The sequence below is a fragment of the Pseudomonas sessilinigenes genome, assembly GCF_003850565.1.
Taxonomy (GTDB): domain Bacteria; phylum Pseudomonadota; class Gammaproteobacteria; order Pseudomonadales; family Pseudomonadaceae; genus Aquipseudomonas; species Aquipseudomonas sessilinigenes.
Map to the genome: position 1 here is coordinate 6,751,901 of NZ_CP027706.1, position 22,195 is coordinate 6,774,095.

General features: G+C 51.3%; 20 protein-coding genes and 1 pseudogene. 3 read left to right on the forward strand and 18 right to left on the reverse strand.

Annotated features, from left to right (window positions below; genetic code table 11):
• Nucleotides 1–86: 86 nt before the first annotated feature.
• From C4K39_RS30750 to C4K39_RS30800, 11 genes are all read right to left on the reverse strand, one after another.
• Nucleotides 87–1,262 carry a DegT/DnrJ/EryC1/StrS family aminotransferase gene (locus C4K39_RS30750; RefSeq protein ID WP_124348246.1) on the reverse strand — a complete coding sequence of 392 codons (1,176 nt, stop codon included), beginning with the start codon at nucleotides 1,260–1,262 and terminating at the stop codon, nucleotides 87–89.
• A 47-nt stretch (nucleotides 1,263–1,309) separates the two neighbouring features.
• The gene (locus C4K39_RS30755; protein WP_124348247.1) at nucleotides 1,310–2,323 is read right to left on the reverse strand and encodes a ketoacyl-ACP synthase III; all 1,014 of its coding nucleotides are present in this window, start codon (nucleotides 2,321–2,323) and stop codon (nucleotides 1,310–1,312) included.
• Nucleotides 2,324–2,328: 5 nt separating this feature from the next.
• Nucleotides 2,329–2,979, reverse strand: a complete 651-nt coding sequence (locus C4K39_RS30760) for an acetyltransferase (RefSeq protein WP_124348248.1) — start codon at nucleotides 2,977–2,979, stop codon at nucleotides 2,329–2,331.
• Nucleotides 2,976–3,737 (reverse strand): SDR family NAD(P)-dependent oxidoreductase, encoded by a 762-nt coding sequence (locus tag C4K39_RS30765; RefSeq protein WP_124348249.1) that lies wholly within the window; start codon nucleotides 3,735–3,737, stop codon nucleotides 2,976–2,978. Before C4K39_RS30765 ends, C4K39_RS30760 begins: the two co-directional genes overlap by 4 nt.
• Nucleotides 3,734–4,816 (reverse strand): 3-oxoacyl-ACP synthase III family protein, encoded by a 1,083-nt coding sequence (locus C4K39_RS30770; protein WP_124348250.1) that lies wholly within the window; start codon nucleotides 4,814–4,816, stop codon nucleotides 3,734–3,736. Before C4K39_RS30770 ends, C4K39_RS30765 begins: the two co-directional genes overlap by 4 nt.
• Nucleotides 4,817–4,878: 62 nt before the next feature.
• Nucleotides 4,879–5,913, reverse strand: coding sequence for a Rieske 2Fe-2S domain-containing protein (locus C4K39_RS30775; RefSeq protein WP_124348251.1), 1,035 nt, complete (start codon nucleotides 5,911–5,913; stop codon nucleotides 4,879–4,881).
• Between the two features lie 158 nt (nucleotides 5,914–6,071).
• Nucleotides 6,072–6,275: a phosphopantetheine-binding protein gene (locus tag C4K39_RS30780; RefSeq protein WP_124348252.1), complete on the reverse strand. Its 204-nt coding sequence runs from the start codon at nucleotides 6,273–6,275 to the stop codon at nucleotides 6,072–6,074.
• A complete protein-coding gene (locus C4K39_RS30785; protein WP_280530851.1) occupies nucleotides 6,272–6,895 on the reverse strand; it encodes a sugar transferase in 624 nt (207 codons plus the stop codon). The genes C4K39_RS30780 and C4K39_RS30785 overlap by 4 nt, the downstream gene beginning before the upstream one ends.
• Before the next feature lies 1 nt (nucleotide 6,896).
• Nucleotides 6,897–7,799, reverse strand: a complete 903-nt coding sequence (locus tag C4K39_RS30790) for a glycosyltransferase (protein WP_124348254.1) — start codon at nucleotides 7,797–7,799, stop codon at nucleotides 6,897–6,899.
• Nucleotides 7,796–8,635: an EpsG family protein gene (locus C4K39_RS30795; RefSeq protein ID WP_124348255.1), complete on the reverse strand. Its 840-nt coding sequence runs from the start codon at nucleotides 8,633–8,635 to the stop codon at nucleotides 7,796–7,798. Before C4K39_RS30795 ends, C4K39_RS30790 begins: the two co-directional genes overlap by 4 nt.
• A 209-nt stretch (nucleotides 8,636–8,844) precedes the next feature.
• Complete coding sequence (locus tag C4K39_RS30800) at nucleotides 8,845–9,588, reverse strand: hypothetical protein (protein WP_124348256.1); 744 nt, start codon at nucleotides 9,586–9,588, stop codon at nucleotides 8,845–8,847.
• A 630-nt stretch (nucleotides 9,589–10,218) separates the two neighbouring features.
• On the opposite strand from C4K39_RS30800, the gene tnpB reads away from it, so the two are divergent.
• From tnpB to galE, 3 genes and pseudogenes are all read left to right on the forward strand, one after another.
• Nucleotides 10,219–10,377, forward strand: a complete 159-nt coding sequence (tnpB, locus tag C4K39_RS32090; protein WP_225926591.1) for an IS66 family insertion sequence element accessory protein TnpB — start codon at nucleotides 10,219–10,221, stop codon at nucleotides 10,375–10,377.
• A 92-nt stretch (nucleotides 10,378–10,469) separates the two neighbouring features.
• Nucleotides 10,470–11,652 (forward strand): annotated as a pseudogene (locus C4K39_RS30810) (IS66 family transposase); the annotation flags it as partial.
• Nucleotides 11,653–11,814: 162 nt separating this feature from the next.
• A complete protein-coding gene (gene galE, locus C4K39_RS30815) occupies nucleotides 11,815–12,837 on the forward strand; it encodes a UDP-glucose 4-epimerase GalE (protein ID WP_124348257.1) in 1,023 nt (340 codons plus the stop codon).
• Nucleotides 12,838–13,445: 608 nt separating this feature from the next.
• Here the strand turns inward: galE and ihfB are convergent.
• The 7 genes from ihfB to serC form a co-directional block, all read right to left on the reverse strand.
• Nucleotides 13,446–13,733 carry an integration host factor subunit beta gene (ihfB, locus tag C4K39_RS30820; protein WP_068587689.1) on the reverse strand — a complete coding sequence of 96 codons (288 nt, stop codon included), beginning with the start codon at nucleotides 13,731–13,733 and terminating at the stop codon, nucleotides 13,446–13,448.
• A 382-nt stretch (nucleotides 13,734–14,115) separates the two neighbouring features.
• Nucleotides 14,116–15,810, reverse strand: a complete 1,695-nt coding sequence (gene rpsA, locus C4K39_RS30825; RefSeq protein ID WP_068587686.1) for a 30S ribosomal protein S1 — start codon at nucleotides 15,808–15,810, stop codon at nucleotides 14,116–14,118.
• Nucleotides 15,811–15,931: 121 nt separating this feature from the next.
• The gene (gene cmk / locus C4K39_RS30830; RefSeq protein WP_068587685.1) at nucleotides 15,932–16,618 is read right to left on the reverse strand and encodes a (d)CMP kinase; all 687 of its coding nucleotides are present in this window, start codon (nucleotides 16,616–16,618) and stop codon (nucleotides 15,932–15,934) included.
• Complete coding sequence (locus C4K39_RS30835) at nucleotides 16,618–18,825, reverse strand: bifunctional prephenate dehydrogenase/3-phosphoshikimate 1-carboxyvinyltransferase (RefSeq protein WP_068587683.1); 2,208 nt, start codon at nucleotides 18,823–18,825, stop codon at nucleotides 16,618–16,620. The genes cmk and C4K39_RS30835 overlap by 1 nt, the downstream gene beginning before the upstream one ends.
• Nucleotides 18,826–18,853: 28 nt before the next feature.
• Nucleotides 18,854–19,966 (reverse strand): histidinol-phosphate transaminase, encoded by a 1,113-nt coding sequence (hisC, locus tag C4K39_RS30840; RefSeq protein WP_068587682.1) that lies wholly within the window; start codon nucleotides 19,964–19,966, stop codon nucleotides 18,854–18,856.
• A 10-nt stretch (nucleotides 19,967–19,976) separates the two neighbouring features.
• Nucleotides 19,977–21,071 carry a prephenate dehydratase gene (pheA, locus tag C4K39_RS30845; RefSeq protein ID WP_068587680.1) on the reverse strand — a complete coding sequence of 365 codons (1,095 nt, stop codon included), beginning with the start codon at nucleotides 21,069–21,071 and terminating at the stop codon, nucleotides 19,977–19,979.
• Nucleotides 21,071–22,156 carry a 3-phosphoserine/phosphohydroxythreonine transaminase gene (gene serC, locus C4K39_RS30850; RefSeq protein ID WP_124348259.1) on the reverse strand — a complete coding sequence of 362 codons (1,086 nt, stop codon included), beginning with the start codon at nucleotides 22,154–22,156 and terminating at the stop codon, nucleotides 21,071–21,073. Before serC ends, pheA begins: the two co-directional genes overlap by 1 nt.
• Nucleotides 22,157–22,195: the final 39 nt, after the last annotated feature.

The following is a 22,195-nucleotide window of genomic DNA, read 5'->3' on the forward strand; positions in this document are numbered from 1 at the left end:
TTCAATCTCCGTCGCTCCCAAAACCCTATCAATTATCACTTGTACATATTCAGCAGGTTATTTCGAGCGCACCAACAGACTTAAACCTAAGCAGTAGCCTCGCTTAGCACTTCGACAAGCACCCGGCAGGTTAAATCGATCTGTTCCTCAGTCAATGTGGGGTGAACCAAGAACATCAAGCTAGTTTCGCCGAGAATTTGTGCATTTACCAAACGCGAATCCGGACGCCACCCGGTGTCATCAAATGCTTTTTCAAGATAAACCTCAGAGCAAGACCCTGAGAAAGCAGGAACGCCTCGCGAAGAAATTTCTGCAAGAATCCGATCGCGGGACCATTGCGCCTTCAGAAGCTCTGGACGGACAAAAACATAGCACTTATACGCCGCATGGCGGTCCTCTGGTGGCAAAGCCGGAACACGTAAAGCGGGTAACGACCTGGCACAATCCCAAATACGCCGCGCATTGGCTTCGCGGACAGACTGCCATTCGATCATCTTGCGAAGCTGTATACGCCCGATAACGGCTTGAACCTCCAGCATCCGCCAGTTGGTACCAAAGCTCTCATGCAACCACCGGAAACCTGGAGCATGCTCGCGCTGATAAACGGCCTCCCAGCTCTTTCCATGATCCTTGTAAGCCCACATGTCGGCCCAGAGACTGCGATCATTCGTGGTCACCATACCACCCTCCCCTCCGGTGGTCATGATCTTGTCCTGGCAGAACGACCAAGCACCTACATGTCCAATGGAGCCTACTGGACGTCCCTTGTAAAGTGCACCATGAGCTTGAGCGCAATCTTCAATGACCTTCAAATCATGGCTTTCCGCCAGAGACATGATAGGGTCCATATCACAAGGCCAACCTGCTAGATGAACGCATATAATTGCTTTCGTACGAGGGCTCAAGACTTGGCGAATGGTGTCCGCGGTAATGTTTTGCGAGTCACAATCAACATCAGCAAAAACCGGTATAGCCCCTGCATTTACGATGCTCGAAACGGATGCGAGGAACGTACGAGAGGTTACAATAACCTCATCGCCGGCACCGATCTTCAGAGCTTTTAGCGCAAGGTCCAACGCCACCGTACCGTTAGCCAACGCAATGGCATACTCGGTATTAGCAAACGCAGCAAACTCTTTCTCAAACTCTCGACATTCTGTTCCCGTCCAATAGTTAACCTTATTCGAAAGAATCACGGATCGGACAGCGTCAGCCTCTTCATTTGTAAATGACGGCCAAGGAGCGAATGGAGAATTCAGCACGAGAAATATCCTTAAATGTAATTTCTAAAATAATTAGAATATAAAGATCAAAATTGGACAGTGCATGCAGCCCAAGAAAGACCTACACCAAAACCAACGCAGACAACCATATCACCTTCTTTCAGACTACCTTTAAGCAAGGACTCTTTTAACGCAATAGGTACAGTAGAAGACACTGTGTTTCCACAATGCTCAAACTCCCTAACAAACTTTTCCTCAGGGAGCTTGAGTCTTCTATTCAACGTATCAAGCATAAATTTATTGGCTTGATGGAAGACAAAATGATCAACATCCTGTAGCGTAAAATTCTCGTCAAATAGAGAATCGAATAACTGTGGAACTCGCTTCAGGGTAAACTCGAGAACTGCCGCACCATCCATATAAAGGTTAGCGTCTGTTCTGACGTTACCGCTCCCATCCTTACGAACTTCTGGTTCTGGATTGAGCGAGGCTGGAAATCTTGAGCCACCTATAGGTACTATAAGACTCTCCGCACCAGAACCGTCCGTGCCATAACGGAATCGATCTAGAGCTACCTGCTCACTAGCAGCTTGAATTAGCGTGGCAGCAGCAGCATCACCGAATAGGGTGCGAACGCTTTTATCACCTTCGTTGATATACTTGCTGTAAGTTTCCGCAGTGACAAGCAAAACATTCTTGACTTGGCCTGTCTCTATCAGACCTTTTGCAAGGCCCATACCATAAATAAAACCCGAACAGCCTTGATTATAATCAAATGCCGCACATGCAGTGGAAATTCCCAAACGATGCTGAAGAATACATGCCGTCGCGGGCAGAACATAATCCGGACTTTGCGTACATAATATCAGGCAGTCGATCTCAGAACGTTCGACGACGCCAGATGCAAATATCTTTTCACAGGCTTTGAAAGCAAGATCCGAGGCGCATTCATTCTCTGCAACAATCCGACGATCCTTGATACCCGTTTTACCGAATATCTTCGCGACATCCCACTCAGGGAATTGCTGAGCCAAGGCTTCATTACTCAATGATTGGCTAGGCAATTCATATTCAATTGCAGTGATTTTTGCAAATTTCATATCTATTACCCAGAAATCCGTTTAGCAGGAACACCGAAGACTGTTACTCCTGGCGCAACCTTACGAATAACAACGGATGATGCGCCAATAACTGCATATTCGCCAACTACCACTTTGGGAACTACGACCGCATGCGACCCCATGAAAACTCCCTCGGACAACTGGACACCTCCCGTGATATCACAGTGTCCGCTGATCGTGCTGTAGCTACCGACAGAGGTATCATGCCCAACGGTGGTTGCAGAGTTCACTGTCACGAAATTACCAATAATCAAGTCCGTCGAGAGTACAGTGTGGGGGCAAATCACAACCCCTTCACCCAGCATTACACGAGTCCCGACTATCGCGCTTGGGTGAACCAATGAAAAAAAACGGGCGCCCTTGGCTAGCAGTTTCTCCGACACAGTTTTTTTAATCTTCGGATTGGCGATAGCACACACTAAAAGAATGTCATCTTGAGGCTCGAAACCATCAATCGATGACAAAATCGGGGGCATTGCCTCAAAACGTTCTAGTGCTGCCGAGGAGTCATCAAGAAACCCAATGATTTCATATTCATCAGGTTGTGCGCTTTGAGAAATCCAGTCTCTGAGCCAAACGTGAACCTCTCGGCCAAAACCACCTGCACCTACGATTACAAACTTCTGAATGCTCATGCCAGATACCCACCATCAACCACCAACGAGGTACCGGTTACCCAACGAGCCGCAGGCGAAAGCAAATAATTCACCGCGTACGCTACATCAAGCGGTGTACCAAAACCCAACGGGTGTTTACGCTCAATGAGTTCCATCGAATCCGCACCAACCAAATCCTTGAGCGAATCTGCCATTTCCGTCCTGACGACGCCAGGCGCAACACAATTAACCCGGATACCTTCACGTGCTAATTCGATAGAAGCTGCTCTGACCATGGACTCTACGGCCCCCTTACTCGCACAGTAACCCAAGAGTGCAGGCTCGCCCGCCTTAGCCATCACTGACGAAATCAGCACAATACTTGAAGAGCTCTGGCAGACACCTTTCTGACGAAAGGCCTTGATCAAGGAAAAAGATGACGTGACATTCGTCGCCATGACTTTTTCCCAGTGTGACAAACTGGTAGCCCGGATGGGCATCGGCGCTTGAATACCTGCAGCATGAACAAGACCATCAAAGGGAGCAGACTGCTTTGCCAAGCTTTTCATCCAAGCGGAGACATCCACCGTAGTCAGAAAATCCACCGCTGCAATAGAATGATTTTCACCTATTAGACGCCGCTGTGTTTCTTCCAAACGCTGCTGATCTCTGGCCACCAGAGTAATACGCGCGCCTTGCGAACTTAACCAAACTGCAACTTCACGACCAATACCGGAAGACGCACCGGTTACAAGAATGTGCTTCCCTTCAAGAGAGAATGGATTCGGGTAAGTCATACTCGCTCCTTCGAATTACCGGTAATCGTCATCGGGCTGACCCATACTTTATCAAAATCAATAATACAGCCTGCCCAAGAGTAACCAACACCGAAGCCAGCAAGCATCATCAAACCTGTCACTCTATTGTCTTTCTGCAGCTCCGCCAGAGATACCGCGAGCGGGATCGAGGTACAGCTAGTATTCCCAACATTTTCCACATCAAGCAGCACTTTTTCACGGGGTAGCTTCATACGCTTAACCAAATGCTCAAGCATGAATTTGTTCGCTTGGTGAAAAACATAATGATCGACGGCCGCACCGTTATCGGCACGACTCTCATGAAGCGCCTTCACCAACGGTGCTACTCGTGCCAACGTGAAAGCAAAGATCTCCGCACCATTCATGTACAGATCGAACGGCCCCCGAACCTCAGGTTCATTGACCTCACTTGTCTTCCCAGTGCGATCACGAAAGCCTCCTGCCGGGACAATAAGATTGCTCGCACCTTTTCCATCAGTTCCCAGCACAAAGGATATCGGTTGCGCATCCTCATCATATTTAAGCAGTGTCGCAGAACCAGCATCGCCAAATAGCGCAGCTACCGAGCGATCATCCTCCGAAACAATTTTGCTGATAGTATCGCCCACTAATAATAACACTCGGCGGCTGCCCCCCCCCGAGATCAACGAGGATGCGAGCCAGAGTCCATACACATACCCAGAGCAGCCCAAAGCAACATCAAACGCTGCGACTTTTGTTGAAAGCTGCAACCGATCCTGCAAAATACAAGCTGTTGCTGGAAGAGTATGATCATGAGTTTGAGAGACAAAGATCAGGGTATCAATAGATGTGCGATCGATATCAAGATCCGCAATCAGACGTTCAGCAGCTGCAACACAAAGATCCGATGAGCACTCCTGATCTACAACATGACGGCGCACAACACCAGTACTCGTCATAATCTTCTGGATAGTCTCCTCCCCGAATTTTGTTGCGAGGTCAGACACTTCCGATACATTCTGCGGCACCGAACAGGCAATGCCTTCAACACGAACGTTTCTGATGACTCGCACGTCCTTAAATTCTAGCTCTGACATCTTACCCATCCTCTCTGGCAGCCCTGGAGTCTAATTTTTCTAAAGAAATAATATGAAAAAGGCTACTTGATCCACTTTGAACAAGACTGACGAAAATGCACAATCTTCTGCTCTAACGAACTCAAATATTTAGGCGCTATGACTGACCACGAATCGCTAGGTATTCTCTTGCAAATCTGGTGATCCTCATCAAATACCTTTCTATTCAGCTCAGCCGATGACTTGGAGAAAAGCGTTGAAACTTCACTGTAACGTGCTTCTGATGTACGAGCGGGATAAAGTCTGCTAGTGAAGAAGGTGCGGTCAGCCCTAGGCGAAGGAAAAAAATTCTGCATTGAATATGAATAACCATAAGTCGATGAGATCATCGCAAATGGAAAAAGAAATATACTCATGTAGCCTTGATAGGGGTCTGTCACCTGAAAAAACTTTCCAAGGCCTGAAAGCCGACGGCGCACCTTTTCATCCTCGACAGGCGAATACCAAATGGAGTTTTCGCCTTCAAAAAAATTCTCGCCAACACCCAGCTTTAATGTTGCAAGCGTGTCACGGTGAATAAGAGGAATGTGATACGGCTCTAGTGCGTTCTCCAGTGCAATGCTCCAGTTACATTCAAACTCATAGCGATTAAAGTCAGAACAACCTTGAACATCCTTACTTAAGCGCTCTACAACCTTAAATGTTTCCGCTCCAATCTGCTCACATAGAGAGGTGATAGGCTTCACACCAAAAAACACAAGCTCACCACAGGTAGTCAGTTGAAACTGATTCAATGAAGCATGTTCAATATCACAACCTACGAAAGAGGCTACATTAGGTATTCTCAAACGTCCTGCCGAAAAACTCCATCCGTGATACTTGCAAACGATCCCTCGGTTGCCACTATCTTCCACGAAAAAGCGGCTACCTCGATGCGGACAGCGGTTATCAAACGCGATCAAGTTGCCTTTATCGTTGAATATCACGACTTCAAAATCTAAAACATCAAAACGTATAAAATCCCGGTCATTTGGCAAGTCCGAACTAAAGCACAAGGGGTGCCAATACGACTCAACTAAATCCCTCTGTATTTTTGTTGAGTCCAATTTATTATGCATACTTCCCCTCGTTAAGTTCCTGCATGGCACTCTTACTAATGACCAACGCACCGATAGAAACTTTAAATATCATAAATTAAAAAATCCAAGCCACCCAAAAATCCTAAAATTCTTGAGCAGCATGGACACAATACAACACGCTAATTTTCCGTTAAAACTCAAGCTGATACGAGCGCGACCACTTCATCTACCGTTTCGCACTTATTCAAGCGATCGGCAGAAACAGAGACATCACGCTCTGATAGCAAGGCGATGAAAGTTACAACAGCGATAGAGTCCCAGTCCAACTGATCACCCGCCTTAACGCTTCCTTCGTCAGCCTCTTTAGCTTCTGCGATCAAATTCAGAATATCGACGCTCATTTCTTTTTCCCGTTATCAATTGCATTATCGGTGGAACCCTTGAAGGCTTCCATAGTTGCTTGACCTTCTTGATTTATGCCCTCTCGCAAGAACACTTTTTTGAAAGTCAAAAAAATAATCTTCAAGTCCAACACTAACGACTGGTTGTCCACATACCAGACATCCAACCTGAATTTTTCCTCCCAGGACAGCGAGTTTCGACCGCTGACCTGAGCTAGCCCGGTCACTCCAGGTCGAACCAAATGCCTACGATTCTGCTCCGTACTGTATAGCGGCAGATACGACATCAGCAAGGGTCGAGGCCCGACAATGCTCATGTCTCCTTTTAGGACATTGATCAAGCCTGGCAGTTCATCCAAGCTGCTGGACCTCAAAAAACGACCAAATTTGGTCAAGCGCTCCGAGTCTGGCAGCTGGACGCCGTTGGCGTCGACTCCGTCCAGCATCGTCCTGAATTTCAGCATTTCGAAAGGCTTGCCTTGAAAACCAGGCCTCACCTGCCTGAATAGCACGGGTCCGCCCAGATAGTATCGAACCAGTAGATAGGTGATCACCATTAAAGGAGACAATAAAAGCAAACCCAGCGCGGAAAATACTACATCAATCAGTCGCTTCATAATATCAAAACAACCCCAAAAGGAAGAACACACCCAGCACACGACATTCAGACTTTTTTCTCCTGAACGAACCAGAATGGGCCATCAACTTCAATCGATCAAAAAAACTATAGTTCTTAACCAATGCGAGAATTTTTGCTTCTTTCTCCCCCGCCCCACAATACTCAGCAATCCACAACACGTTAGACCTGTACCAACCATCACGAACAAGTTTAACTTTCGCCAACAAACCCTGCAGCGTCGTCATGGCACCATATACATTACTAGAATGTTGTCTATAAAAGATTGGGGCATAATAATCGTAACACCACTGCATATTATGCGCTCGAGCGATAGCATATACCAACCAATCATGAGAGCGACCTATGAAATCACTGCTATGAAGATGAGCGATAGACTGTGCAACAGTTGTGGCGAGCTTCGAGGTCATTACATAGGTACAACCCGCCGAGGCCCCCTGAAAAAGATAGTCAAACTCTTTAGAGGGATAGGACTTTTTCAGATAACTCGCCTGCCCTTTGGAATTAGAATAGGCTACTAAATCGGAACTATAACCTTCAAAACCGCCTTCTGACATTTTGCTGACGGCTCGACTCATCTTTTCAGGATCCCAAATATCATCTTGATCCGAAAAAGCAATATAGTCATAAAAACCAAGTTCTACCTGGGAAAGAATCCTAAAAAAATTGCCAGCTGCCGATCGAGTGCTTTCGGAATCTTTAAGTATAAATACATTAGACAACTCCGAAAAACGCTCAATAGTACTTACTGTCGAATCAGTTGAGCCATCGTCGCGAATATAAATATCAACATCCACTCCCAACTGAAACAAAATTGAATTGACTTGAGAAACAATGAATGATTCACCATTGTATGCCGCCAATAGCACTGCAATTTTAGCCATCATGCTTCTCCCGTATTTCGAAGAATGTCCATAAAAACCAGAGCAAAGTAAGCAATTGCGAGCATCACATCCACCTGCCTAAACCGGCTTCGATGCTCACCACTAAATAGAAAAGCACCCTTGGCAAGCAGACACGCCCCCAAGACATACAATGCGAATCGGATGCCAACTACCTCACTTAGCGAAAACGAAAGGGCCGTCAGCATTACTGAGCCACAAATGAATATTTTTGAGCGACTCTGTACGTTGGAATTCTGGATCGTTGTGTAAGCGATAACCCAAATAAAAATTAAAAATGCTTTTTTCACAATTGATGTCTGCGGCAACTCCAAAAAATAAACCGAGCGAATTCCTATGTTTAATTTGGAGACCACAGAAAACAAAGCAAGCGTAATAAACTGAGAAAAAACAATCAAACAAAAAGAAAACCACAACGTGATTTTATAAACTATAGGGCTAAAAGCCTTGAACACCCGAGAGATCAGACAACTGAAAGAATACAATACAACCAAGATAAGAGCCGAATCATGAAAAGAAACCGCAAGAAGCGCCAAAAATAAAAATTTCAAATTGAAACGCATACCAGAAGCAGCGATATAAGCGACCAATATATAAGCGGGGGATGCCCGAAGGGCCGTAGTAATCAATAAAGGTCCCAGCGCCGCAGTAAAGAAAAACCAACCACGCCGAGACAACATCGTCTTATTTGCGCCAAAGTAAAAGCAAAATGCCACATAAAAAATCTGTACAAACAAAGCAAAAGCATCGACAACACGATCAGCGCTATCAAAGACCTGTAGACCATGTCCCAAAAACAGGCGAGAAATCCACTCCGCCATATATTCATCTTTACTGAATAAATAGCCACCATTATTTACAATAGTTACATAATTCGAGTAATCTGGAAACGCCCACCCCCCCATAATATAGTAGGCAATGAGAAGGCCTACTACGAACAACACATTCAGGTAGACGTACCAATTTTCAGTTAAGAATCTAGGTGACGAGGGTCGCACCTCTGGCCTAGCACTTACCCTATCTTCCAAATTCACTGACTACTGCCCATTATGAAATAAAACAATAAAACCCCAACAACCAACAATATCTGTGCAACTACTTTCCCGGCAATAATCTTACTTGCACACAAAAACTCATTACCAGAGTCAAGCGCTTTAAAAAAAACGCGATCAACATATGTAAACATAATAATTGAAGCACAAAAATTCATTAACTGCCCAGTATACGCTAGCGTCATCCGAACCTCAGGATACCTCACACTCAACATAAACGGCATAATAATTGCCAAATTAATAAATAAGCTTACCAACACAGAAAACCAAGTAAGCCTAGAAAAAAAATCCAGCTCAACTCGCCACCAATAAGGTTTTTTACCTGGCTCTCCAAAAACTTGTGTGAAACCTAAGCATTGAAGAACTCTAAGTATTGGACTGGTAAAACTAAATTTACACACCAGCAAGATCATGACTAACCCCAAACACATGGAGTAGCCAAACATCGCGGGCACACCAATGGTACTAATCTTACTTTCCAACAAAAGGGAAATACTAAAGACTGAAACCATATTCATGATTCTTGCTAAATATTGAATCCAATTTGCCACTGCCAAAACTTGAGTAGTGCCATCCACATTAACCTTGGCTCGCACCATGACAGCATAGACGTCAAAAACCTGTGCCCCCACCAACGTAAGTATAACTATAAGTTCAAAAAAACTTACCAAATCACTATTCATCCCCCCCCGCTTCTTGACTTGTACCCAACTTAAACCCATGTGCAGCCCTCCGTACACTCCTCAGCGTAGGTTCAACTTACACCCATGCTTAACGCCACCACCAGTAGGGTGCCAGAAAAAAGCTTGGCCATTATGCCTGACAGCATCGATCCATGATAGCACGAGGCTCGCCATGTCAAGGGAAACGCCCTCGAACCACCGAGTCTTGATGCCTTTGCCCAGTGGATAAATTCAAAACCCCTTCCATAAAGTCAAGCCGATCACACCTGTCTTAATACCAGTCCTAGAACTCGGCTATCAGACTGGACCAAATCAAAGCCTACCTTCGCAAAGGGTTGCCGGCATACCACTGTCGAAATTCGCGCCATTATTTTGCCACCTTACGAAAACCTACCTGTCGATTTCACGAACTATAGGCGAATCACAATCTGCAAAGAATTTGAAGAGTATTTGCTGGATTACCTAAGGACTCTCCGTACAAGGTATGCACTCCAAGAATCCCACATTCAAAGCGCTAAGCTGATTCCCGATACTGTCTCCCCGATCTCTTTCTGGAGCCACTCCAACAATGCTGGGATTCGACGCCAAAATCGAAAAGTCTATGCCTGCGAACTTTCAAAAAATCCATCAACGACCTCGCTTGGACATCAAGATGGCGGTGTTCGCCCCGTGCTTTTCGTCTTCCTCAATAGACCTCACAATCAGGTCAAGATTTTGTACTGGAAGCTCAACGGCTTCTGCCTTTGGCCTAAGCATCTGGAATCCGAACAGTTTAATAATCGCCCAACGCCGCGGACGAGGCGATTACCCTCAGCGTCCAAGAACTGAACTGGCTGCTCGACGGTTTTGACTTCTGACATAACCGCCCTCATCCAGTTTTGACGCCGCGCTAGGTAGCGTGACTCGGTATAATCCAGGCCATGACTTCTCTACCCCACGACCTTCCTGATGATCCCGTTTCACTCAAGCAACTGCTGCTAGAGGCGCTCGATCGCCAGGAGGAAACAGCCAAGGTTTATCAGCCCCACATCTTCGACCTGAAAGAACAGATCAAGCTATTGCGTGACCGCCTGTTTGGGCGCAAGCCCAAGCAAACCGTTGAATCCAATATACCGCAACAGACTTTGTTCAATGAGCCTGAAGGCGAACCCATGCCCTCAGGCCGTGACGCTGATGAGAAAGTCGTTGCACCGACACCACGCTATGGTAAGCGCAAGCCCTTGTCTGCCAATCCGTCACGCATCGAAGTCTTCCATAAACTGCACGAACAGGAACTGACCTGTACTTGCGATTGTCGCAAACATGCCATCGGCAAAGAGATCAGCCAGCAACTGGACATAGGACCTATGCAGATCCAGGTCACTAAACATGTCCGCAAGATCTACGGTTGCCAGGACTACGAAGCGATGCTGGCAACTACTGGCAAACCTGCGCAACTAATGGAAAAGAGAATGGGCAGCCCGAGCGCATTGGACACGCTGTTACCAACCAAATACGTCGATGGTCTGCCGCTACACCGCTTCGAAAGTGCGCCGAGCCGGCACGGTATCGAGCCCCCTCGGCAAACACTGGCCCGCTGGGCTATTCAGTACAGCGAACACTTCCAGCCGCTGCTTAATTTGATGTATGACAACTGCTGGAAAGTCCGGTGTTCACTGCGATGAAACCCGAGTCCAAGTATTGAAAGAACCGAATAGAGGCCCGAGCAGTCAGTCCTGGGTGTGGTTGAAAGCCAGTGGACTGGCCGATCGAAAAGTCGTGCGGCTTGAGTATACAAGCCGTGCGCAGGATGAGGAGCCACCGCGCCTGCTGAAAAGTTATCATGGCTACTTCATGACCGTCGATTACGCCGGTCATAGCGTCTTGGAATTGCCGCCGGACGAGCGACTGACGTGCATGCCCCATGTACAACGCAAGAAGGTATGGCTGTTCAGCTATACCGTCAACGGCGTCAGCGCCAGTGCGAAGATCTACAGCCTGGCTGAAACCGCCAAGGTCAGCAGCCAAGAGCCCTATACGTGGCAGCGCCACGTACTTGATCGGCCACCAAATGCCTCGTCGGCAGCAGATTACGAAACACCGCTACCGTGGAACCGCTCGCCTAGAGATGGCACAGTAAACTCTTTACCCACTGTTGGGCAGGTGGGGGTTATGGATCACATACTCACTCGTTCATACCAGATCTCATTTGAATGAAAATGAAGGATAATCATATGAAGACTGGCATGACGAAAAAACTCAAACACCACATACATTCGGTACTTTATGCTTGATTCTATTTTAGTTACTGGTGGTGCAGGCTACATTGGTTCTCATGTAGTCGTTACTTTGCTACAATCGGGCCATAACGTTATTGTATTGGATAATCTATGCAATAGCTCAGCCAGCTCACTAGATCGCGCCTATCAGATAACTGGACGAAAACCAGTTTTTATACAAGGGGATGTTCGCGACAGAGAGCTATTGGACAAATTATTTACACAGCACCAGGTTTCCAGCGTACTGCACTTTGCAGGACTTAAGGCTGTAGGCGAGAGCACACGCGAGCCACTAAAATATTATGAGAACAATATTGTAGGAAGCGTCGGGCTTTGCCAGGCCATGGCTTCAGCTGGAGTTTTCAAACTAGTATTCAGCTCATCGGCTACCGTGTACGGGGAGCCCGAGCAAATGCCTATTAGTGAGAGTTTCGCGACAGGCGCACCAACCAACCCTTACGGGCGCTCGAAACTAATGACCGAACAGGTTCTCATGGACTTAGCCTCTTCGGATCCGCGATGGAGCATTGCGTTGTTGCGCTACTTCAACCCCGTAGGCGCACATCCGACGGGACTAATAGGTGAAGACCCCAATGGAATACCAAATAATTTGCTGCCTTACATCAGCCAAGTTGCAATAGGAAAGCTCAAGGAACTTACAGTTTTTGGATCAGATTACCCCACAAAGGATGGCACAGGTGTCCGTGACTATATCCATGTGGTTGATTTAGCCGAGGGACACTTAAAAGCCTTGCAAGCCATCAACGACAAACAAGGACTCAATGTATGGAACTTGGGAACAGGTAGAGGGTATAGTGTTCTTGAAATGATTCGAGCTTTCGAACAGGCGAGCAATCGAGTTATTACTTATCGCATGGCACCACGTCGCCCAGGAGATATTGCAGAATGTTGGGCTGCCCCGGATAAAGCCGAAAAAGAACTTGGCTGGAAAGCTGAACGCACTCTGAACGACATGATGATTGACACTTGGCGCTGGCAGTCTTTAAACCCTAACGGTTACACTGAATAAAGCTTAGTAAGAGCAGATTCCGTTTCCGAAAAATGCCCAACGCACCGCGCAGGGCATTTTTGTTGTGAACTCGTATTGAAAATATAAGATAAGCTTACTCATTACTTTAATTATCTATCCATGCCCCTAAAGCTATTTATACGACAGCTAAATTTTCTAATATTTTCAAAACGCTAGTAATCCTTCCACTTTAGGCCTGCGCCCTCATCAGACAACGCACTAAATGAACAGGCTTGAACTAAAAAACAAAGACCATGAGATTTAAACCCTATCAATGCTTTGCCAAACCTCCCCTACCATATAGCACTACCAGTGCCGGTCGATATTTCCTCATATAAAACCAATGAAAACGCCATCACTATCTGAGCGTTATTCTGGGCCTTTAAACGCTTTCGTCACTGGATGAGTGTTCTGAGCGCTTTACATTGCAACCATGAGGCCGCCTCAAGCTGAAAAGGAACTGGAAGTTGCGCCTGCTATTCTGCAACAGAGCACAAGGCAATGCACATCCAGGTGAAATATGAAGTCATTGGTTCAAAAAATAATTACTTAAAAAAGATGCAACGAAGGCAAGCTACGCATAGCGCCCCTTCAAACTGAAGCGCTGCCTACTCTTCATCCTCATTGACCCGATCACGCAGTTCTTTTCCCGGTTTAAAGTGAGGAACAAATTTTCCATCAAGACTGACAGATTGCCCAGTCTTGGGGTTACGGCCTACACGAGGAGCGCGGTAGTGTAATGAGAAACTGCCAAAGCCACGAATTTCAATTCGATCACCAGTGGCCAGGCACTGGGACATTTGCTCAAGCATAGTTTTGATGGCCAACTCAACGTCTTTGGATGAGAGAAGCCCTTGATGGGTGACAATTCGCTCGATCAACTCCGACTTCGTCATATTTTTCCCTTCTTTTTCAAGCAGCTAGGAAAAGCACACCGAAGGTTTTAGCATGGCCAGATTAATTTGAACAGCCCAGGATTGACTTATCTTCGATAAAGAGGACTTACCTGTGGAGCTGTAGTCAGTCCAGAACCAGTCTTTCTACGAGCCAACACTGGAGAAATGTCGCAACCTGAAAGAGATACAACAACCATCACAGCATTGAGCCGCGCACCCCTCCAAAAAAACCATCTAGCCCTGAACCCCGGCACACTACTGCTTGCGCCGTTACCAAGCCTGTAGTCCTCTGTAGCAAGGGATTCAGGGCAGGCCCATTCAGGACGAAAAAAAAGCACAAAAAAGGGCGACCGAAGTCGCCCTTTTTATGGTCAAGTAGAACTTAGTTCTGCTTTTCCATTTGTGCACGCAGCAGGTCACCCAGAGTGGTAGGACCAGCAGCGATATCCGAAGTAGCTGGCTTGTCGCGCAGGCTTTGGATAGCTTCTTTCTCGTCTTCAACGTCTTTCGACTTGATCGAGAGCTGGATTACACGGCTCTTACGGTCAACGCTGATGATCTTGGCTTCAACTTCTTCGCCTTCCTTCAGGACGTTACGCGCATCTTCAATGCGGTCACGGCTGATTTCAGAGGCTTTCAGAGTAGCTTCGATATCGTTGGCCAGGGTGATGATGGCGCCTTTGGCGTCAACTTCTTTCACAACACCCTTAACGATTGCGCCTTTATCGTTCTCTTGTACGTACTCGGAGAACGGATCGCTTTCCAGCTGCTTGATACCCAGGGAAATGCGCTCGCGCTCTGGGTCAACAGACAGGATGACGGTGTCCAGCTCGTCGCCCTTCTTGAAGCGACGTACGGCTTCTTCGCCCACTTCGTTCCAGGAGATGTCGGACAGGTGAACCAGACCGTCGATGCCGCCGTCCAGACCAATGAAGATACCGAAATCGGTGATCGACTTGATGGTGCCGGAGATCTTGTCGCCCTTGTTGAACTGGCCAGAGAAGTCTTCCCATGGGTTGGACTTGCACTGCTTGATGCCGAGGGAGATACGACGACGCTCTTCGTCGATGTCCAGAACCATAACTTCCACTTCGTCGCCGACTTGTACGACTTTCGAAGGGTGGATGTTCTTGTTGGTCCAGTCCATTTCCGAAACGTGTACCAGGCCTTCAACGCCCTCTTCCAGCTCAGCGAAGCAGCCGTAGTCGGTCAGGTTGGTTACACGAGCGGTAACGCGGGTGCTTTCTGGGTAACGAGCCTTGATGGCAACCCACGGATCTTCGCCCAGTTGCTTCAGGCCCAGGGAAACACGATTGCGCTCGCGATCGTACTTCAGAACCTTGACATCGATCTCGTCGCCAACGTTGACGATTTCGGATGGGTGCTTGATGCGCTTCCAAGCCATGTCGGTGATGTGCAGCAGGCCGTCGACGCCGCCCAGATCAACGAATGCACCGTAGTCGGTGAGGTTCTTGACGATACCTTTGACTTGCTGGCCTTCCTGCAGGGATTCCAGCAGAGCTTCACGCTCAGCGGAGTTCTCGGCTTCGAGGACGCTACGACGGGAAACGACAACGTTGTTGCGCTTCTGGTCAAGTTTGATGACTTTAAACTCGAGCTCTTTGCCTTCCAGGTGCGTGGTATCGCGCACTGGACGGACATCAACCAGAGAACCTGGCAGGAACGCACGGATGCCGTTAACGTCGACAGTGAAGCCGCCCTTAACCTTACCGTTGATAACGCCCTTGACCACTTCTTCGGCTGCGAAGGCTGCTTCCAGAACGATCCAGCATTCAGCGCGCTTGGCTTTTTCACGGGAGAGCTTGGTTTCACCAAAGCCGTCTTCAACCGAATCCAGAGCAACGTGAACTTCATCACCAACATTGATGGACAGGTCGCCAGCATCGTTGTAGAACTGCTCAAGCGGGATCAGCGCTTCAGACTTCAGACCAGCGTGTACGGTTACCCAACGCGCTTGGTAGTCGATGTCGACGATAACACCGGTGATGATGGAGCCTGCCTGAAGGTTCAGGGTTTTTAGGCTTTCTTCAAAGAGTTCCGCAAAGCTTTCGCTCATTTTAATTCCTGTTGATGAGGGCGAAGAATCCGCCCATCTGCCACATTCCAGACAATGTGGGTTACGTTCATATAAAAGAAAGATCGCAGGACTATGACTGGTCCCCCGCGACCTTCCTTGTTCACCCGGCGATATCGCGAATAGCGATTTCGCTCAAGATGCGTTGCAACACCTGATCGATGGATAACTCCGTGGAGTCCAGCTGAATAGCGTCCACCGCTGGTTTAAGCGGGGCCACGGCTCGCTGGGTGTCGCGCTCATCGCGCTCACGAATCTCATCTAGCAGACTCGACAGACTAACACCATCGACTTTTCCCTTCAACTGCAAGTAGCGGCGGCGTGCACGCTCCTCGGCACTGGCCGTCAGGAAAATCTTCAATGGCGCATCGGGAAACACCACCGTTCCCATGTCACGTCCATCGGCCACCAGCCCCGGCAGCTCGCGAAAAGCCCGCTGCCGCTGCAACAGCGCCTCGCGTACCGCTGGTAGAGCCGCAACCTGAGAAGCCCAGGCACCGACCTGCTCATTACGCAGGTCGTCGGTCACATCGTCGCCTTCCAGGATGATCCGTTGCGGATGGCTTTCGGTCGCACCAAGAAACTGAACGTCCAGGTGAGCCGCCAACAGCTTCAACGACTCTTCATTGGTCAGGTCGACCCCATGATTACGCGCAGCGAACGCCAACAATCGATACAAGGCACCAGAATCCAGCAGGCACCAGCCCAAATGCTCGGCCAGCTTGCCAGCGATGGTGCCCTTGCCCGAACCGCTAGGCCCATCGATGGTAATTACAGGGGCCTTGCTCATCACGACTGGGCCTCTTGCGCGACACGAATACCAACCTCGGCGCAAAGCGCGAGGAAGTTAGGGAAAGAAGTGGAGACGTTGGCGCAATCATGGATGCGAATTGGCGCGTTGGCACGCAGCGAGGCCACACTGAACGCCATGGCAATTCGGTGATCGCCATGACCATGGACTTCACCGCCGCCAATCTGGCCACCATCGATGATAATGCCATCCGGCGTCGGTTCGCATTTGACGCCCAGCGTGAGCAAGCCGTCGGCCATGACCTGGATACGATCGGACTCCTTGACCCGCAGCTCCTCAGCCCCACGCAACACCGTGCGCCCTTCGGCACAGGCGGCCGCGACGAACAGTACCGGGAACTCGTCGATCGCCAGCGGGACCAATTCCTCCGGAATCTCGATCCCCTTGAGCTTGGCTGCGCGCACATGCAAGTCTGCAACCGGTTCGCCACCCACTTCACGCTGGTTTTCCAGGCGAATGTCGGCCCCCATCAAGCGCAGGATGTCGATGACTCCGGTACGAGTCGGGTTGATCCCCACATGCTCCAGCACCAGTTCGGAGCCTTCGGCGATCGAAGCGGCCACCAGGAAGAAGGCCGCGGAGGAGATATCCGCCGGCACCTCGATATGGGTAGCCTTGAGCTTGCCACCGGAGGCCACCGAGGCGGTCGCCCCTTCAACATCCACCGAATAACCGAAGCCGCGCAGCATGCGCTCGGTATGGTCGCGAGTCGGCGCTGGCTCGGTCACAGTGGTCTTGCCTTCGGCATACAGCCCCGCCAATAGCAGGCAGGATTTCACCTGGGCGCTGGCCATCGGCAAGGTGTAGGTCAAGCCCTTGAGCTTGTGCCCGCCACGAATCACCATCGGAGGACGACCTTCGGCCGCCGTCTCGATTACCGCACCCATTTCCCGCAACGGGTTGGCCACACGGTTCATCGGACGCTTGGACAGCGACGGGTCGCCAGTCAGGGTGCTATCGAATGTTTGCGCCGCCAACAAACCGGAAAGCAGGCGCATCGATGTACCGGAGTTACCCAGGTAGATCGGCCCTGGCGCTGGCTTCAAGCCATGCAGGCCAACGCCGTGGATGGTCACTCGGCCGTGATGCGGGCCTTCGATAACCACGCCCATGTCGCGAAAAGCCTGCAGCGTGGCCAGAGCATCTTCACCTTCGAGGAAACCCTCGACTTCAGTGGTGCCCTCGGCCAAGGAGCCGAGCATGATCGAGCGATGGGAAATCGATTTGTCACCTGGTACGCGAATCCGCCCACTCAGGCGGCCACCAGGATTTGCCAGGAAAATCATATCGTTGGAGTTCATAGCGTCCACATAGGCCCGACGGGCCAGGATTTTGCCGAAATGCTCGCGGGCTACCCGGGCGCGAGTGAATACGCCCAACAGCTGGTGCCCGTCCCCTGTATCGACCGCGTCGCGCAAGGCGTCGAGGTCATTGCGAAATGTATCGAGTGTGCGCAGGACCGCTTCGCGATTAGCGAGAAAGATGTCGTGCCACATGACCGGGTCACTGCCGGCGATTCTGGTGAAATCGCGGAACCCGCCGGCAGCGTAACGGAAGATGTCGAGATTTTCACTGCGCTTGGCCAGCGAGTCGACCAGGCCAAATGCCAGCAAATGCGGCAGATGGCTGGTTGCAGCCAGAACTTCGTCATGACGCTGGACCTGCATATGTTCGACATCTGCCCCCAATTCACGCCACAACCCATCGACCAGCGCCAGCGCCAGCGGATCGGTCTGCGCCAACGGCGTCAGGATTACCTTGTGCCGACGAAACAGCTGAGCATTGGAAGCCTCGACACCGCTTTGCTCGGAACCGGCGATCGGGTGCCCGGGCACAAAACGCGCAGGCATGCCGCCAAAGGCCTCGGTAGCCGCCCGCACCACATTACCCTTGGCACTGCCGACATCGGTCAGCACCGCCCGCCCCAGATCCATGCCAGCCAGCTTGCCCAGCAGCTTCTCCATGGCCAGGATCGGCACTGCCAGTTGAATGACATCGGCCCCCTGGCAAGCCAGGGCGAGGTCTTCCTCACAGCGGTCCACCACCCCCAGCTCGACCGCCAACCGACGGGACTGGGGATCCAGGTCGACACCAACAACTTCGCGGCACATGCCACTTTCACGCAAGCCCTTGGCAAACGAGCCGCCAATCAAGCCGAGGCCAATCACCACCAGGCGACCGATCATAGGTACAGCAGATTGCATTGGAATGACATCAACCACGGGCCATGACCTTGGCCAGGGCCTCAAGGAAGCGAGTATTTTCCGCTGGCAGGCCAATGGTCACCCGCAGGTGGTTGGGCATCCCGTAATTGGCCACGGGACGCACGATCACACCCTCACGCAACAACCCTTGGAACACCGGAGCCGCCTCGCGCCCCAGGTCCACGGCGACGAAGTTGCCCTTGGACGCAATCCAGCTCAGCCCCAGGTCACGGAACCCCGCCTGCAGCTGGTGCATGCCGGCCTCGTTCAAGCGACGACTTTCAGCCAGGTACTCCTCGTCTTGCAGCGCCGCGCAAGCCGCCGCCAGGGCGAGGCTATTGACGTTGAAGGGCTGACGCACCCGATTGAGCACATCCGCCACAACTGCGGTCGAGAGCCCATAGCCGACCCGCAGGGCCGCAAGGCCATAGGCCTTGGAGAAGGTCCGCGACACCAGCAGGTTCGGGTAAGCCGCCAGGAAATCCAGTCCATCGGGCAAGTCACTGCCCTCGGCGTATTCGATATAGGCCTCGTCCAGTACCACCAGCACATGGGCCGGCACATCCTGGAGAAACTCGTCCAGGGACTCGGCATCGAACCAAGTCCCCGTCGGGTTGTTGGGGTTGGCAATGAACACCACCCGGGTTTGCCCATCGATAGCCCTGAGCATGGCGGGCAGGTCGTGCCCCCAGTCCTTGGCCGGGACCACCTTCGCCTGGGCACCCACCGCCTGGGTGACAATCGGGTAGACAGCAAAGGCATGCTCGCTGAATACCGCGTTCAGGCCCGGGGCCAGGTAGGCGCGAGCGACCAGTTCGAGAATGTCGTTGGAGCCATTGCCCAGGGTCACCTGCTCGACCTCGATACCGCAGCGCTGGGCCAACAGGGACTTGAGAGCGAAACCGTTGCCATCCGGATAGCGGGTCAGCTCGGCCAGCTCCTCGCGGATCGCAGCCAGGGCCTTGGGACTGGCACCCAGCGGGTTCTCGTTGCTCGCCAGCTTGACGATGGTCGCCGGATCGATATCCAGCTCACGGGCCAGTTCGTCCACGGGCTTGCCCGGAACGTACGGCGAAAGTTGTTGCACGCCTGGCTGCGCCAGGGCGAGGAAGTCGCCACTCATTGTTTAAGCCTCAGAGAACCGCTTTCGGGTAGGAACCCAGCACCTTGAGTGCCACTGCTTCCTGGCTGATCTTCTCCAGCACACCCTTGACCAGCGGGTCGCGGTGGTGGCCGACGAAGTCGATGAAGAACACATAGGTCCATTTGCCGCTACGCGAAGGACGGGTCTCGATTCGCGTCAGGTCGATACCGTTGTCGTGAAACGGCACCAGCAGCTCGTGCAATGCACCCGGCTTGTTGCTCATGGAGACGATGATCGATGTCTTGTCGTCGCCAGTCGGCGGCACCTCCTGGCTACCGATCATCAGGAAGCGCGTGGAGTTGTCCGGACGATCCTCGATCTTCTCGGCCAGACGAGTCAGGCCGTAAAGGCTCGCCGCCATGTCACCGGCGATCGCCGCCGAGTTCCATTCGCCCTTGACTCGCTTGGCCGCCTCGGCGTTGCTCGATACCGCCACACGCTCGACATTCGGATAGTGCGAGTCCAGCCACTTGCGGCACTGGGCCAGGGACTGGGCATGGGAGTAGATACGACTGATGCTGTCGGTCTTGGTGTTCTCGCCCACCAGCAGGTGATGGTGGATACGCAACTCCACCTCACCGCAAATCACCATGTCATGCTCGAGGAAGCTATCGAGCGTGTGGTTAACCGCACCTTCGGTGGAGTTTTCCACAGGCACCACGCCAAAGTTGACGGCACCAGCCGCCACTTCGCGAAACACTTCGTCGATCGCAGCCATCGGCTTGCTGATCACCGCATGGCCGAAGTGCTTCATCGCCGCCGCCTGGGTAAAGGTCCCCTCAGGACCGAGGTACGCCACTTTCAGCGGCTGCTCGAGCGCCAGGCAAGAAGACATGATTTCACGGAACAGCCGCGCCATTTCTTCGTTGTCCAGCGGGCCCTGGTTACGCTCCATCACCCGCTTGAGAACCTGGGCCTCGCGCTCGGGACGATAAAACACCGGGGACTCGCCTTCCGTCAGGGTAGCCATCTTGACCCGGGCGACTTCCTGGGCGCACCGCGCACGCTCACTGATCAGCTCCAGGACCTTTTCGTCCAGGGCATCAATGCGCAGGCGCAAGGCCTTGAGTTCTTGCTCAGACATCAGCCATGTTCCTTCTCGAACTCCGCCATGTAGGCCACCAGCGCGTTGACCGCATTGATGTCCACGGCGTTGTAGATGGAAGCCCGCATGCCACCCACCGAGCGATGGCCCTTGAGGTTCAACAGGCCACGCGCGTCCGCGCCGGCGAGGAACGGCTTGTCCAGGCGGTCATCGGCCAGGCGGAACGGTACGTTCATCCACGAACGATCGACCTTGTTGATCGGGTTGCTGTACAGGCCGCTGGCATCGATGAAGTCGTACAGGGTGCGCTGCTTGACGTCATTGAGCTTGGCAATGGCCTGCACCCCACCCTGCTCCTTGAGCCATTCGAATACCAGGCCGGACAGGTACCAGGCCAGGGTCGGCGGAGTGTTGTACATCGAACCGTTATCCGCCGCGACCTTGTAATCGAGCATGGTCGGGCACAACGGCCGGGCACGCCCCAGCAAGTCTTCACGAATGATGTTCACCAGGATGCCGCTAGGGCCGATGTTCTTCTGCGCACCGGCATAGATCATGCCGAAGCGAGAGATATCCACAGGACGCGAGAGAATGTCGGAGGACATGTCGGCCACCAACGGAACCTCACCGGTTTCTGGAATCCAGCTGAACTCCAGGCCACCGATGGTTTCGTTCGGCGCGTAATGCACATAGGCCGCATCTTTCGACAACTGCCACTCGTCCTGCCCCGGAATCGAGAAGTAATCGTAGGGCTTGGCGCTGGCCGCCACATTCACCTGGCCATAGCGAGAGGCTTCCTCGATGGCTTTCTGCGACCAGATGCCGGTGTCGACATAGTCGGCCTTGCCGCCTTCAGGCAACAGGTTCAGGGGAATCTGGGCAAACTGCTGGCTGGCGCCGCCTTGCAGAAACAGCACTTTATAGTTCGAGGGGATATCCAGCAGGTCACGCAGGTCCTGCTCGGCCTTGGTGGCGATGGAGACGAACTCATCGCTGCGATGGCTCATCTCCATGACCGACAGGCCCTTGCCATGCCAATCCAGCAATTCGGCCTGGGCACGCAACAGGACAGCTTCAGGTAGCGCAGCGGGACCTGCGCAGAAGTTATAGGCTCGTTTGCTCACATCCACTCTCGCTATGCATTCACGGTAGCGGACAGAGCA